We start from the raw sequence: 14,491 nt of genomic DNA on the forward strand, positions 1-14,491 counted from the left end.
CCGTTGCATTGGTGCAATCATGTCGCACAGCCATGGCCCCAGGCCGACACCTAACGGCGGTTCTTTGCAGGCAAATGACAGATGAGGATTTTCCGCTTGGCTGGAATGGTTCGCAGCTGATGTCGCTGGCAGCTCTTGTCAATTGCTGGAAAAGTACGGCCGGGATTGCAGCTGCAATCCCGGCCGAAGGGGCGAGAGGCAGCGGCGATAACCAAGGATCAGGTCAACGCCGCTTTAATGCATCAGGCGCTTCTCGAAGCCACTAGTCGCAGACCCGTACGGTTTCGGTATGATAGCCGCCATCATAGCGGTTGCGGACGTCACGATCCTCGTACCAGCACCTCGGCGGCGGTGGGCCTGCATCATAATAACGGGGGCCGTCGACATAGCGGGGACCGCTGTTGACGATGGCGCCGCCGATCAGACCACCGACGACACCCGCTGCCAGTCCGCCGGCAATGGCACGGCCGGTGTTGTCGTGGTGATGATGGTCGCGTGCGGCAGCAGGCTGAATAGCCGAGCCCACAAGGGCCGTCGCAATCAACAGACTGCTAACAATTCTCTTCATAACATTCTCCTTAGTCGCAAATCGCCCCTATAGAACATAAAATGCTCCACGGGGGCGTTTGTTCGTTCAAATCTTGCACCTTTTGAGGCAAGCCCCCCGGAAACGGCGCGTAAGGGCCTCAATTTATGTTTTGCACTGAAATCCTCAGGGCGAATTCGGCCGGGTCAAACGCGCAATCGCAACTGCCGGCATCAGGTAGCCGATTGCGTCGCCGTCTCTTCCAGCACATCCTCGGGAATATCGTCGAAGGATGCATAGTTGAGGTTATAGAGTTTCGAATAAAGCTTGCCGTTCTTCATGAGTTGCTGGTGATTGCCGCTCTCGACGATCTCGCCATTCTGCAGCACGATGATGCGGTCAGCTTCCCGGATCGTTGCCAACCGGTGGGCGATGACGAGGCCGGTCCGGTTTTCGAGCAGCTTTACCAGCGCCTTCTGGATCAGCATTTCGGTATAGCTGTCAATATTGGCCGTTGCCTCATCGAGCACAAGGATCTTGGCATCGGCCACCAGCGCGCGGGCAAAGGAGAGTAGCTGGCGCTGGCCGAGCGAAAGATTGCCGCCGCGCTCTCCAAGCATGCTGTCATAGCCGAGCGGCAGGCGCATGATGAAGTCATGCGCGCCGACGGCCTTGGCGGCCATGATGACCTGTTCCCGTGTCGCTTCAGCCTTGTGGTAGCGGATATTTTCGAAGACGGTGCCTGTGAAGAGGAAGGGTTCCTGCAGCACCATGGCGATCTGCTGGCCGAGAGAATCCTGTGTCAGCTCGCGCACGTCGTGCCCGCCGACCACGACCTGTCCCTGCTGCACTTCATAGAAGCGGTGGATCAGCGACATACAGCTCGATTTGCCCGATCCCGTCGGGCCGACGAGAGCGACCGTCTCGCCGGGATTTACCCTGAAGCTCACATGTTTGAGCACCGGATGCTTCGGATTGTAGCCGAAGACGACGTCGCGGAACTCGACCGATCCGTCCATATCGGGCGACAGCACCTTGGCGTCGGGTGCGTCCTTGATATCGACGGGCACGTCAAGCACATCGGTCAACCGCTGGCCAGACGCCATGGCGCGCTGCATGACCGAATATTGCAGGGTCAGTGAGCGGATTGGGTCGAAGAAACGCTGAATGTAGAAGAGGAAGGCGACAAGCACGCCGACGTCGAGCGCCTGGTTCAACACGCGCGAACCGCCGACAACGATGACGAGCGCCATGGCGATACCGGTCAGCGAATCGACGATCGGGACCATGACCTGGGCGTACCGCGCCGCCGTCAGATGCGTCAGCAGGTTGGCATGCGCCTTGTCGTCATAGAGCGTGAAGTTGACATCCTGCCGGTCCATGCTCTGGACCGCGCGCACGCCGTGAATCGCTTCCGCCAAGGCGCCGTTCGCCACCGAATTCGTCTCATGCGCGGCCATGAAGGATTTGCGCGCAAGCGGCAGCCAGAAGAGCCGCACGATGAAGAGCACCGGCAGCACGGAAAGTGTCAGCAGGCCGAGCTTGAAATCCAGATAGAGCATCACGAAGACGATGCCGAACAGCAGGAAGATATCGCCGACCGACAGCACGCAGGTCTCAAGGAATTCCTGCATCGAATTTACGTCGCCCTGCAGGCGCGACATCAGCCGGCCGACTTCCGTCTTGTCCATGAAGGACAGTGAAACGCGCTGGAGATGCGAGAACATGGCCCTGCGGATATCGAAGAGCACGTTTTCCGCCACGCCGCCAACCAGTGTTTCCTGAAAGTAGCTGGCGCCGTAGTTGATGAGGATGGCGATCAGGAAGGCAACGATTGCCCATGTCAAAGCCGAGCTGTTGGTGTCTGGCGGCATGCCATGGTCGATGGCGTAGCGGATGATCAGCGGGATCATCAGCTGCATGCCGGTGAAGACCAGCACTGAAATAACCGACAGAATGACGTCGCGCCGGTAGGGATGCACAAAGGCCCAGATGCGTTTGACGATGTTGGAATCGAAGACCTTGCCGAAAATTTCCTCTTCGACGCGCTGCGACCCGACGACCGCCCGCGGCGGGCGTCTGCCATCCTCGCGAACGTCGGGACGTTCGGTTTCCAGTTCCTCGGCCATGTATTTCCTCCAGCGCCGGTTTCTTACGCGCTCAAAGCGTCGTCGCCCGGTCGCACCTGCAAATCGTAAAGTGCCTTATATCGTCCGCCGAGCGCCAAGAGCTCGTCATGCGTGCCCTGCTCGACGATGCGGCCGCCCTCAATGAAAAAGATCCTGTCGGCATGCATCAGCGAACTCAGACGGTGGGCGACAATGATCGTCACCCGATCAGCGGCGTAGCGGCGCATGGCGCTGCGGATGCGCTGTTCGGTGGCTGCGTCGATCGCAGCCGTCGAATCGTCGAACACCATCACGGCGGGTTTGAGCATCAGCGCGCGGGCGATCGAAAGCCTCTGGCGCTGGCCGCCCGAAAGTGAGACGCCGCGCTCGCCGACGACAGTGTCGTAGCCGGTCGGCAGGCCGAGCACATAATTGTGCAACTGCGCGCTTTCGCTGGCGCGCTCGATCCTGCCTTCCTTGGCCCAGGGATCGCCGTAAGCGATGTTGTTTTCGATCGTCGTGGTGAACAGGAAGGAATCCTGCTGGACGACGGCGACGGACCGGCGAAGCGATTGCAGCGTCGCCTTGCGGATATCCTGACCGTCGATGGTGACCTTGCCGCCTGTCGGGTCATAAAAACGCGGGATCAAATGTGCGAGCGTCGACTTGCCGCTGCCGGGCGGGCCGACGATGCCGATCGTCTCACCGCGCTTTGCCTCGAAGCTGACATCATGCAGTACCTCGTGCATGGGTGAGCTCGGATACGCGAAGCTGACATTTTCAAAGCGCAGCGTGCCGTCGGTGATCGTCAATTCCTTGGCATCGGGTGCATCGCGCACGGCGATCTCAAGGTCGAGCAACTCGAACAGGCGCGTACCGCAGGTCGAAGCACGTGCGAAGGCGTTGACCATCAGACCGAGCTGACGCACTGGCATCTGCAGGATGGTCATGAAGGTGAGGAACGAGGCGAGCGTACCGACGGTGATCTCGCCAGAATGCACCTTGCCGCCACCGACCCACAGCACCAGCCCCATGGCCACAAAGAAGGAAAAGGTCATGGCGCTGGTATTGATGACACGAATGCCGACACGCTGATGGGCAAGTTCCAGTGCATTCTTCGAGGCCTCGTCGAACTTCGAGAGTTCGTGGTCCTGGGCTGCGAAAGCGCGCACGACACGAATGCCGCCAAGATTTTCTTCCATGATGCGCGTCAGCACCGAAAGCCGCTGCTGCAGGTCGAGCCAGGTGGCGCGCAGGCGAAGCTGGGTCGCAGAAGAGCGCCAGCCGACGAAGGGCACGAAGGAGAGCGCCAGCAGACCGAGCACCACGTCGGTCGAGAGCAGCATATAGGCGCCGATGCCGATCAGCATGGTCAGCAGAAAAACCCGCACGAGCGCGGTGGAAAAATACATGCGCACGCCTTCCAGATCGAGCAGGCCGACCGTGATCAGGTCACCCGAATGCACGCTGTCATGGAAGGAGAAGGAGAGGCGCTGGATCTTCTCGTAACACGCAAGGCGCAGCTCGTAGCCCATATGGTGGCCGACCGCCTCGCTGTAATAGTTCTGGACCATCGTGAAGAGGCCGCGCAGCACGCTGGCGCCGAGCAGAAGCAGCGCCGTCGTCAAAAGCGCATCCTGCGCCTGCTGTCCGACCGTGCCGCCATGAAGCGCCACCTGCGTATGGTCGACCGCCTGGCCGAGCAGGCGGGGGATCAGAAGCTGGAAGGTTGAGGCGATCAGGGTAGCGCCGATGGCGAGGCCTGCTTGCCAGGGATGGCGGAAGGCCATGACGGTGATGCGGAACAGTGTGTAGAGGCCCTTGCCCCACCCTGCCGCGGTTGCAAGCGCCAGCGAAGCCGAAGGCTTCGTCGCGCGTGTGGACGCATCGCTGCTCACGGTATTTTTCCAATAAATGTGTGCTCGGACCAAGTGGCCCGGAAGGACGGCAAATCCATGAAGGGATTGATAGCGCATTCAGTTTTGCCGATTCCGGCAGGGGGTTCAAGTAAAGAATTCACCAACCGGTTATTTTTACGTGAGCCTTTCTCGGATTGGGCGGCAACGTCATGTCGAGGCCTGCCGACCACACGCGGCAGGCGTATTGTTCTGCCTGAAACTGAAAGTCTCAGAGCGTAGCATCACCAGTGGAAATCCGCTTACCGGGCATGTATGGTCCGCTCGCCAATCAGCACGAAGGGGCGTTCGATGTCATCCACGGTCCGGATCTCAAATCAGTTTCTTACCGTCGACGTTTCCTCGCTCGGTGCGGAAATGCAGGCGCTGACATCGAGCGACGGGCGCTCCTGGGTCTGGAACGGCGACGCCGCCTTCTGGACCGGCCGTTCGCCGATCCTGTTTCCGATCGTTGGCAAGGCGCCGAACGGTATTCTTAAAGTCGATGGCCATAGCGCGCCGATGGCCCAGCACGGTTTTGCCCGCCGCAGCGAATTCATACTGGCATCCTCGTCCGAAACGAGCTGCCGCTACGAGCTTTCCGCTTCCGAATCGACAAGGGCGGTCTATCCCTTCGATTTCCTGCTGGCCGTCATCCATAGCGTCGAGGGCCGGGCGCTGACCGTTGCTGGAGAAGTCACCAACCGCGATACCAGGCAGATGCCTTTCGGTCTCGGCTTTCATACGGCTTTCCTCTGGCCGCTGCCCGGTGCTGTCAACAAGCCGCATACAGTCACGCTCGACAATGGCGCCGAACCTGCGCTTGTCCGGCTCGAAGGTGGGCTGATCTCGCCGACGAAGCTTGCCTCGCCCTTCAAGGCGGGCAGCCTGGTGCTCGATCATTCTATGTTCGAGCAGGATGCGATGATCTTCCCCGAAGGCACAGGCGCTGGCCTGCGCTATGAGGCTGAAGGCGGTCCGGCCATGCATTTCAGCTTCGAGAACCTGCCTAATTTGGCGCTCTGGACCAAGCCTGGCGCTCCCTTCCTCTGCGTCGAGCCCTGGCACGGAACCGCCGCCGAAAATGGCGGTTCGGACGATCTGGAGGGGCGCCCCTATACGAAGGTACTTGCTCCGGGCGAAACGGCGCGCTTTTCGTTCACTGCTGAAATCCTGACATAGGCCGAACCAATTTCCGTTTTGGATCAGCGTGTTGTGCAGGTGGTAAAATAAACTTCTTGCCACCTCGCGCTTTTCACGCTTTCATACACGACTAGTTTAATAGACTATGGGTCGGCATAAGAATGTCTTCTCCAGCCTGGAATGGTTCCAAACGGAACCCGATTTGGCGGCGAACGTTTTGCATGGCCGCATGAACCTGCCCAACGCATGGCCTCAGACGTCCTGCGTTGAAACCTTGATCGAGACACATGCGGATGAGCCGCAAGGGAGTTGAGATGACGGTTCAGGGACTTTTTTCCGGCAAGGCGAATGCGGCGGCGCAGATTTCCGCCATGCCGCGCATTGCGATCGTCGGCCGCGGTTTTTCCGGCATGATGATGGCGGTCGCGCTGATGCGCACCGTGCGCACGCCATTCCACCTCCAGCTTTTCGATCCGAATTCTACTGTCAGCGGTGGTCAGGCTCTCTCCGCGGCGCGGTCGTCCACCATTCTGAATACGCGCGTTCGCGACCTCTCCGTCTCGCTCGGCGACACCGACGATTTCAACGACTGGCTCTGTAGCAACGCCGAATTCCGCGCCGCCGTTCCGGCAGCGATCCCCGGCTTCCGGCAGATTTTCGTACCCAGGGAAATCTTCAGCGACTATGTCTACCAGCGCTTTTCCGAAGCGCTCGCCGCTCGCAGGGATATCACCGTTCAGGTCTGCCATGATCCGGTCGTGGCGATCCGCAGAAGCCATGGCAGCCGCTTCCTCTTGGAAAGCGCCAATCCGTCCAATCCACTTTTCGATACCGTGATCCTGGCGACAGGTTACGGGCTGCCTCGACCCGAGGCCGGGGAGCAAGAGGTTTCACCGGTCAGGGCGCAGCGCCTCGTCGCCCGGCCGCATACGGTGCTTCTCGGCAGCGGCATTCGCGTCGTGGACCAGCTGCTGCAGCTTCGCGACGCCGGTTATACCGGCCAGGTAACGATCATTTCACGGCACGGTTTCCTGCCGCAGAGCCACACGCCGAATTCTGCCGATCCGGTTTTCCCGGTCGAGGCGCTACCCCAAAGCCTGCCTGACATCGTCAGCTTCATCCGCCAGGCCTGCCGCGAGGCGGAGGAGGAGGGGCGAAGCTGGCAGTCGGTCATGAACGGCCTTCGCAGACACGCTCGTTCGCTTTGGCAGTCGCTGCCGGCGCGCGAGAAGCGCCAGTTCAACAGGCATCTGCGAGCGATCTACGACAGCCACCGCAATCGCCTGCCGGAGACCATGCATCTGCGCCTCAAGCGGGAGCTTGCCGAGGGCCGCACGGTGCTCAGGCGCGGTCGCGCCGGGCGTCGAGGTATTAGCGGCCTGTTCTTCACGCCGGTCGGTTCGTCGAGCGAGGAGGTCATCCATGCCGAACGCATCATCGATTGCCGTTGCCATGCGCCTGATCTTTCCGCTCCTGTGATCGAGAGCTTGCTCGCGGCGCATCTCGCCATGCCCGACGAGCTTGCGCTTGGACTGGCGGTCAATGCCCGCGGCGAAACGTTCCTGGACGACGGCTCGTCAATCGATGGGCTTTTTGCGGTCGGCCCGCTTGGCCTCGGCAGCCTGCCAGACATCGATCTCGTGCCTGAGATCGTCACTCAGGCCTATTCGGCGTCGGAACGAATTGCCGAACGCTTTTATCCGCAAAGCCAAGCCGTCTGAGGGAATCGTCGTTTCAACGGGAACCATCGGCCCGAGCCGGCGTTATATTGCGCTGGTGGATCGTTTAGAGGGGCAGATGGAAGCCGTGGATCGATATGATACGTCTCTTCAGGACGAGGGGCGTTTCCGGTTGCTCGTTGATGCAATCACCGACTACGCGATCTACATGCTGAGCCCCGAAGGTTATGTGACGAGCTGGAATTCCGGCGCCCAGCGTTTCAAAGGGTATCGTGCCTCCGAAATCATCGGCCAGCATTTTTCCCGCTTTTATCTGGATGCCGACCGGGAAGCCGGCCTGCCAGCCCGCGCGCTCTCGATTGCTACGAATGAGGGACGCTTCGAGGGGGAGGGCTGGCGCCAGCGCAAGGATGGTACGCGCTTCTGGGCCCATGTCATCATTGATCCGATCCGCCATTCCTCGGGCGAGCTGATCGGGTTTGCCAAGATTACTCGTGACCTGACGGAACGCAAGGCGGCAGAGAACGCGTTAAAGCGCAGCGAAGAGCAGTTTCGCCTTCTCGTTCAGGGCGTCTCCGATTATGCGATCTATATGCTCGACCCCGAAGGCAACGTGACGAGTTGGAATGCCGGTGCCGAACGCATCAAGGGTTATCGGTCGCAAGAAATCATCGGCCGACACTTTTCCACTTTCTATACGGATGAGGATCGCCTTAACGGATTGCCTGAGCAGGCGCTGGCCACCGCCAGCCGCGACGGACGGTTCGAAAGGGAAGGCTGGCGCCAGCGCAAGGACGGCTCCCGCTTTTGGGCCAGTATCGTAATCGACGCAATCAGGGACGATTTCGGCGACATTATCGGCTTTGCCAAGATCACCCGCGACATCACCGAGAAGATGGAAACGCAGCGTGCTCTGGAGCAGACCCGCGAAGAGCTTTTCCAGGCGCAGAAGATGGAAGCGATCGGCCAACTGACCGGCGGCATCGCCCACGACTTCAACAATCTGCTGATGGCGGTGCTGGGCAGCCTCGAAATCCTCAAGAAGCGCATGCCGCAGGATCCGGCTTTGTCGCCGCTTGTCGACAACGCCATGCTCGGCGCGCAGCGCGGTGCGGCTCTGACCCAGCGCATGCTCGCCTTTTCCCGCCGCCAGGAGCTGCAAGTGGAGAGGATCGATGTTTCCGAGCTTTTGCGGGGCATGATGGACATGGTCTCGCGCTCCCTCGGTCCGGTCGCCTCGCTCGAAACCGTATTTCCCGAGAGCCTGCCGGCGATCGCCACCGATCCGAATCAGCTCGAGACCGCAGTGCTCAACCTCGTCGTCAATGCCCGTGACGCGATGCCTGACGGCGGGTCTATCAAGATCAAAGCCACTGAAGAGGTCGTGCTCGACGGCGGCACTCTGCCGGCCGGCCATTATGTGCGCGTCGCCGTTACCGATGAGGGCGAAGGCATGGCCGAAGAGACGTTGAAACAGGCGGTGACCCCCTTCTTCACCACCAAGGGTGTCGGCAAGGGCACAGGTCTCGGCCTTTCCATGGTACAGGGGCTTGCAGGCCAGTCCGGTGGCAGGCTCGTGCTGAAAAGCCGGCTCGGTGAAGGCACGACAGCCGAGCTGTGGTTTCCAGTCACGAAAGCCGAAAAACTCTTCGAGCCGTCCGAACTGACCGTGCCCGGAGCCGTAATCGGCCTGCGGCCGTTGCGCATCCTTGCTGTCGATGATGACGGACTGGTCTTGATGAACACGGCGCTGATGCTGGAGGATCTCGGTCATACCGTGTTCGAGGCGACGGCTGGCGCCGACGCGCTCGACGTCCTTCGACGGGAAAGCGTCGATCTCGTCATCTCCGACCACGCCATGCCGCGCATGACCGGCTCGCAGCTTGCCGTAGCGATCCGCAGGGAGTGGCCGGACATACCGATCATCCTGGCGACCGGCTTTGCCGAGATTCCGGAAGGTGCTGGTATCGCCGACGTACCGCGGCTGGGCAAACCGTTCTCGCAGGCTCAGCTTGCTGAGGCGATCGGTCGGGCGGTGGTTTGATGTTAAGATTGACGACTGACCGCGAGGGCAGGCTGCGTCTCTACCCTGTGACCGCTTAGGCTCTGTGACGAAGCCTGATCTCGTTCCGCACGATATAGACGAGCAGCCCCGCCACCATGATCGCCAGCACATACCAGGTGATCGCATAGACAAGGTGGTTGTTCGGGAAGTCGAGGACCGTCAACCCGCCGAGCGGAAAGCCGCCGGCATTGGGTGTCGCGTCCGCGTCGATGAAGAAGGGGGCAACGTCCGCAATGCCACGCTTCTCCGCAATGGCTGCGACATCGCGCGAATACCAGCGGTCGCCAGCCGGATCGTTGGAGCGCAGCAGCATGCCCTTCGGCTCGGTCATGCGCATCAGCCCAGTGACATCAACAGAGCCGCTGATCTCGCTTTCGGGCCGCGAGGCCGGGTCGCGGTGGTCGGTCGGCACGAAGCCTCGATTGATTGTTATCGCGCTGCCATCCGCGAGCCTGAGCGGCGTCAGCACCCAATAGCCGGAGCCGAGCGCTGTCGATGCCGTGACCAGCGTTTCCTTGTCGTGTTCGAAGGTACCTGATGCCGTAACCCGGCGGTATTCGTCATCGGCGGCGTTGATTTTGCTCCAGTCGGCTTGTGCGGGCGGTGCGACGGGCTCGGCGTGGACGCGCGCATCGACGCGGGCGATGAGATCGAGTTTCCAGGAGAGTCGGTAGACTTGCCAGGTGCCGAGCGCGAGCAAGGCGGCAATGAGGGCCAGAAGGACGAGCCCAAGGATCGCAAGTGTGACGGGCGAACGCGGCCTGTCCTGTTGGTCGGAAGAAATATCGGTCATAGGTAAACCGCAACGGGCGGCGGTAACGCCGCCCGTTCCCAGCCTTTAGGGCATATTCTTCATCAATTCAGGGCTCATCGGCATCATGTTCGCATTCAGATGATACATGACCCAAAGCGAACCCGACAGCGCGATCGCGACGATGATGATCGTGAAGATCAGTGCCATGATCGTCCAGCCGCCTTCCGACTTCGTGTTCATATGCAGGAAGAAGATCATATGAACGACGATCTGCACGGCGCCAAGTGCCATCACCAGAATGGCTGTCACGATATGGTTTTCGAAGACCTCTCCCATGACCAGCCAGAAGGGGATGGCAGTGAGGATGACGGACAGAATGAAGCCCGTCACGTAGCTCTTGAAACTGCCGTGACCAGCCTGGTGCCCATGGCTGTGGCCGTGGTGAGCCTCGTGGGCATCCTCATGTGCGGGTGCTTGCGAACTCATCCGAGAACTCCCATCAGATAAACGAAGGAAAAGACGCCGATCCAGACGACATCGAGGAAGTGCCAGAACATGGAAAGGCACATCAGACGGCGACGGTTGGCTTCATGCAGGCCGTGCATGGAGACCTGCACCATCAGCGTGATCAGCCAGATGATGCCGAAGGTGACGTGCAGACCGTGCGTACCGACCAGCGTGAAGAAAGACGACAGGAAGGCGCTGCGCTGCGGTCCGGCACCTTCATGGATGAGGTGCACGAACTCGTAAAGCTCGAGGCCGATGAAGACTGCGCCGAAGAGGCCGGTCACGGCCAGCCAGAACAGCGTTTCCGCCTTGGCGTTCCGCTCCATCTGCAGCATCGCAAAACCGTAGGTGATGGAGGAGAGCAGCAGCATCGAGGTGTTGATGGCGACCAGCGGCAGATCGAAGAGATCTGCCGGCGACGGGCCGGCCGCATAGCTGCGGCCAAGCACGGCATGGGTGGCAAACAGCACCGAGAAGATCAGGCTATCGCTCATCAGATAGAGCCAGAAGCCCAGATTGGTGCTGTTCTCCGGATGATGGTCTTCCGTCAGATAGAATTCAGGCTTTTCGGCCGTGTCGATAGTATGATCGCTCATGGTCTCTTACACCTGCTCGGCAAGCAGCCGAGTGCGCTTGCCTTCCGTTTCGGTGACTTCTTCTCCGGGAATGTAGAAGTCGCGGTTGTAGTTGAACGTATGGCCAATCGCGACGACGAGCATGGCAACGGCTGAGACGACCACCAGCCACCACATGTACCAGATCAAGCCGAAGGCGAGCGCTATGCTGATCGCAGACAGGATCGCGCCGGTGCCGGTATTCTTCGGCATGTGGATCGGCTTGAAGCCGCCGAGCGGACGCTCGTAACCGCGATTCTTCATGTCGTACCAGCTGTCGTGATCGTGCACGACCGGCGTGAAGGCGAAGTTGTAGTCCGGCGGCGGCGAAGAGGTCGACCACTCGAGCGTGCGGCCATCCCACGGATCGCCGCTGTCATCGCGCAGCTCTTCGCGCTTCCTGAAGGAGACGACGATCTGGATCAGGAAGGCGGCGATGCCAAGCGCGATCAGGCCGACGCCGAAGGCGGCGATGATGAACCAGATCTGCAGCGATGGATCGTCGAACTGGCTCATGCGGCGGGTGACGCCCATCAGACCGAGGACGTAGAGCGGCATGAAGGCGAACCAGAAGCCGATCTGCCAGAACCAGAAGCTCATCTTGCCCCAGAAGGGATCGAGCTTGAAGCCGAAGGCCTTCGGGAACCAGTAGTTCACGCCGGCGAACATGCCGAAGAGAACGCCGCCGATGATCACATTGTGGAAGTGGGCGATCAGGAACAGCGAGTTATGCAGTACGAAGTCGGCCGGGGGCACGGCAAGCATGACGCCGGTCATGCCGCCGATGACGAAGGTCACCATGAAGCCGACCGTCCACAGCATCGGCACCTCGTAGCGGATGCGGCCGCGATACATGGTGAAGAGCCAGTTGAACATCTTGGCACCCGTCGGGATCGAGATGATCATCGTGGTGATGCCGAAGAAGGAATTGACGGAAGCACCCGACCCCATCGTGAAGAAGTGGTGCAGCCACACGAGGTAGGAGAGAATCATGATCACGCAGGTGGCATAGACCATCGAAGCGTAGCCGAAGAGACGCTTGCCGGAGAAGGTCGCGACCACTTCTGAGAAGATGCCGAAGGCCGGCAGAACCAGGATGTAGACTTCCGGGTGGCCCCAGATCCAGATGAGGTTGACGTACATCATCGGATTGCCGCCGAGGTCGTTCGTGAAGAAGTTCGTGCCAGCGTAGCGATCGAGCGACAGGAGAGCGAGCGTTGCGGTCAGGATCGGGAAGGAAGCGACGATCAGGATGTTGGTGCAGAGCGCCGTCCAGGTAAAGACCGGCATCTTCATGAAGGTCATACCCGGAGCACGCATCTTCACGATTGTCGCGATCAGGTTGATGCCTGACAGTGTCGTGCCGACACCGGCGACCTGCAGGCCCCAGATATAATAGTCGACGCCGACGCCGGGACTATAGGCAGCACCCGAGAGAGGGGGATAGGCAAGCCAGCCGGTCTGGGCGAATTCGCCGATGAAGAGCGAGAGCATGATGATGATCGCGCCCGCCGTCGTCATCCAGAACGAGAAGTTGTTGAGGAACGGGAAGGAGACGTCGCGCGCACCGATCTGCAGCGGCACCACGAAGTTCATGAGGCCGGTGACAAAGGGCATCGCCACGAAGAAGATCATGATGACGCCGTGGGCGGTGAAGATCTGGTCGTAATGGTGCGGCGGCAGGTAACCTTCATTGCCGTTGAAGGCGATTGCCTGCTGGCCGCGCATCAGAAGCGCGTCGGAGAAGCCGCGCAACAGCATGATGACGGCGAGAATCACATACATGATGCCGATCTTCTTGTGATCGACGCTGCAGATCCAGTCGCGCCAGAGCGGACCCCAGAACTTGAAATAGGTGATGATGCCGAGCACCGCGATGGCGCCGATAACGACGCCGATGAAGGTCACGACCAGAATCGGCTCGTGATAGGGGATCGCGTCGAGGGTCAACCGGCCGAAGATGAACTTCAGGAGGTCAGGATTGGAAAACATGGAACAACCCGTTCATTATGTCTTGCGACGCAAAGCGCCAGGTTAATTGTTATTGTTGAGCTGCGCCGGCGCCGGATCGCCGCCGTTGCTCGTGCCAGGCATGGAGTGACCCTCATGCTGCATGTCCATTCCGGGCATGTCCTGCATGTCGCCGCCGCTATTCCTGGCCGGCTCGCTGCGCGCGGGGGCCCCGGTTGCGGGCACGGTCGCCGCAGGTGCAACGATGCCGTCGTCCGCATGGCGGTTGTCGTAGGTCAGCTTTTCGCGGTTTTCTTGGCTTTCCTTGCCGCCGCCGCCCATCATGTCGATGTGCATCATCTCGCCTGCACACATCTTGCCGGGCGTGGCGCACATGTTGAGGATCGCGTCGTAAAGGTCGGCATCGGCACCGGCATAATAGCGCACCGGCTCGTTCTCGCTCGGCTTTTCGAGCTTCAGATAGGTGTCGCGATTGAGCATCGTGCCGCGCTGCTTGACCTGCGCCACCCAGGCGTCGAAGTCCTCTTGGTTCAGGCCGTGGAATTTGAAGCGCATGTGCGAGAAGCCTTCACCGCTGTAATTTGCGGAGAAACCGTCATACTCGCCTTCCTTGTTGATGACGGCGTGCAATCTCGTTTGCATGCCGGGCATGGCATAGACCTGGCCGGCAAGGGCAGGAATGAAGAAGGAGTTCATCACCGAGGAGGCGGTGATCTTGAAACTGATCGGCATGTCGACGGGAGCTGCGAGCTCATTGACCGTCGCAATACCGAGGTCGGGATAGAAGAATAGCCATTTCCAGTCGAGTGCCACGACCTCGACGGTCAGCGGCTTGGTATCTGCCGGAATGGCACGGTCCGCATCGATACGGTCAAGCGGGCGGTAGGGATCGAGCTTATGCGTGGAAATCCACGTGATGGCGCCGAGCGCGATAATGATGGCGAGCGGCGCGGCCCAGATCACGATTTCGAGGCGCGTGGAATGATGCCATTCGGGCGCGTAGTTCGCGGCCGTATTGGAGCGCCGGTAGCGCCAGGCGAAAAACAGCGTGAGAAAGATCACCGGAATGATGATCAGCAACATCAGCACCGTGGAGACGATGATAAGGTCACGCTGTTGGGTGGCGATATCACCCGAAGGCGACATGACCACCAGGTTGCATCCTGCCAAAAAAAACAGCGGCAAGATCAGTAGAAGGCGGGAAAACTTTGACAGTTTTTGCACGTCTC

At 60.2% G+C, this 14,491-nt stretch carries 11 protein-coding genes; 3 read left to right on the forward strand and 8 right to left on the reverse strand.

The window, feature by feature from the left end:
* Positions 1 to 262 precede the first annotated feature (262 nt).
* From AC1DUP_RS13745 to AC1DUP_RS13755, 3 genes are all read right to left on the reverse strand, one after another.
* Complete coding sequence (locus AC1DUP_RS13745; protein ID WP_112546130.1) at positions 263 to 568, reverse strand: hypothetical protein; 306 nt, start codon at positions 566 to 568, stop codon at positions 263 to 265.
* Positions 569 to 759: 191 nt separating this feature from the next.
* Positions 760 to 2,655, reverse strand: coding sequence for an ABC transporter ATP-binding protein (locus AC1DUP_RS13750; RefSeq protein ID WP_477832918.1), 1,896 nt, complete (start codon positions 2,653 to 2,655; stop codon positions 760 to 762).
* A gap of 23 nt (positions 2,656 to 2,678) precedes the next feature.
* A complete protein-coding gene (locus tag AC1DUP_RS13755) occupies positions 2,679 to 4,532 on the reverse strand; it encodes an ABC transporter ATP-binding protein (protein ID WP_477832919.1) in 1,854 nt (617 codons plus the stop codon).
* Positions 4,533 to 4,841: 309 nt separating this feature from the next.
* Here AC1DUP_RS13755 and AC1DUP_RS13760 point away from each other — a divergent pair, with 309 nt between their 5' ends.
* The 3 genes from AC1DUP_RS13760 to AC1DUP_RS13770 all read left to right on the forward strand — a co-directional run bounded on the left by AC1DUP_RS13760 (position 4,842) and on the right by AC1DUP_RS13770 (position 9,395).
* Positions 4,842 to 5,711, forward strand: a complete 870-nt coding sequence (locus AC1DUP_RS13760) for an aldose 1-epimerase family protein (RefSeq protein WP_477832920.1) — start codon at positions 4,842 to 4,844, stop codon at positions 5,709 to 5,711.
* A 275-nt stretch (positions 5,712 to 5,986) separates the two neighbouring features.
* Entirely contained in the window at positions 5,987 to 7,393 is a 1,407-nt protein-coding gene (locus tag AC1DUP_RS13765) for an FAD/NAD(P)-binding protein (protein ID WP_113508339.1), read from the forward strand.
* Positions 7,394 to 7,469: 76 nt separating this feature from the next.
* Complete coding sequence (locus AC1DUP_RS13770) at positions 7,470 to 9,395, forward strand: hybrid sensor histidine kinase/response regulator (protein ID WP_113296891.1); 1,926 nt, start codon at positions 7,470 to 7,472, stop codon at positions 9,393 to 9,395.
* 55 nt (positions 9,396 to 9,450) lie between these two features.
* Here the strand turns inward: AC1DUP_RS13770 and AC1DUP_RS13775 are convergent, their stop codons facing one another.
* Genes AC1DUP_RS13775 through cyoA form a run of 5 tightly spaced genes read right to left on the reverse strand, consistent with a single transcriptional unit; the run spans position 9,451 to position 14,486 of the window.
* Complete coding sequence (locus AC1DUP_RS13775) at positions 9,451 to 10,209, reverse strand: SURF1 family protein (protein WP_113307949.1); 759 nt, start codon at positions 10,207 to 10,209, stop codon at positions 9,451 to 9,453.
* Between the two features lie 45 nt (positions 10,210 to 10,254).
* Complete coding sequence (gene cyoD, locus AC1DUP_RS13780) at positions 10,255 to 10,656, reverse strand: cytochrome o ubiquinol oxidase subunit IV (protein WP_113296889.1); 402 nt, start codon at positions 10,654 to 10,656, stop codon at positions 10,255 to 10,257.
* Positions 10,653 to 11,273 carry a cytochrome o ubiquinol oxidase subunit III gene (cyoC, locus tag AC1DUP_RS13785; protein ID WP_113296888.1) on the reverse strand — a complete coding sequence of 207 codons (621 nt, stop codon included), beginning with the start codon at positions 11,271 to 11,273 and terminating at the stop codon, positions 10,653 to 10,655. Before cyoC ends, cyoD begins: the two co-directional genes overlap by 4 nt.
* A 6-nt stretch (positions 11,274 to 11,279) precedes the next feature.
* Complete coding sequence (gene cyoB, locus AC1DUP_RS13790) at positions 11,280 to 13,283, reverse strand: cytochrome o ubiquinol oxidase subunit I (protein WP_113296887.1); 2,004 nt, start codon at positions 13,281 to 13,283, stop codon at positions 11,280 to 11,282.
* 42 nt (positions 13,284 to 13,325) lie between these two features.
* On the reverse strand, positions 13,326 to 14,486 hold the full coding sequence (cyoA, locus tag AC1DUP_RS13795) for a ubiquinol oxidase subunit II (RefSeq protein WP_113296886.1): 1,161 nt from the start codon (positions 14,484 to 14,486) through the stop codon (positions 13,326 to 13,328).
* Between the last annotated feature and the right edge of the window lie 5 nt (positions 14,487 to 14,491).

The organism is Rhizobium sp. 01L419 (assembly GCF_056400025.1).

Bases quoted from the DNA above. Each gene is read 5' to 3' on its own strand.
- AC1DUP_RS13750 (WP_477832918.1), bottom strand. From the start codon at position 2,655: ATGGCCGAGGAACTGGAAACCGAACGTCCCGACGTTCGCGAGGATGGC.
- AC1DUP_RS13765 (WP_113508339.1), top strand. From the start codon at position 5,987: ATGACGGTTCAGGGACTTTTTTCCGGCAAGGCGAATGCGGCGGCGCAG.
- cyoC (WP_113296888.1), bottom strand. From the start codon at position 11,273: ATGAGCGATCATACTATCGACACGGCCGAAAAGCCTGAATTCTATCTG.
- AC1DUP_RS13745 (WP_112546130.1), bottom strand. From the start codon at position 568: ATGAAGAGAATTGTTAGCAGTCTGTTGATTGCGACGGCCCTTGTGGGC.
- AC1DUP_RS13775 (WP_113307949.1), bottom strand. From the start codon at position 10,209: ATGACCGATATTTCTTCCGACCAACAGGACAGGCCGCGTTCGCCCGTC.
- cyoB (WP_113296887.1), bottom strand. From the start codon at position 13,283: ATGTTTTCCAATCCTGACCTCCTGAAGTTCATCTTCGGCCGGTTGACC.
- AC1DUP_RS13760 (WP_477832920.1), top strand. From the start codon at position 4,842: ATGTCATCCACGGTCCGGATCTCAAATCAGTTTCTTACCGTCGACGTT.
- cyoD (WP_113296889.1), bottom strand. From the start codon at position 10,656: ATGAGTTCGCAAGCACCCGCACATGAGGATGCCCACGAGGCTCACCAC.
- AC1DUP_RS13770 (WP_113296891.1), top strand. From the start codon at position 7,470: ATGGAAGCCGTGGATCGATATGATACGTCTCTTCAGGACGAGGGGCGT.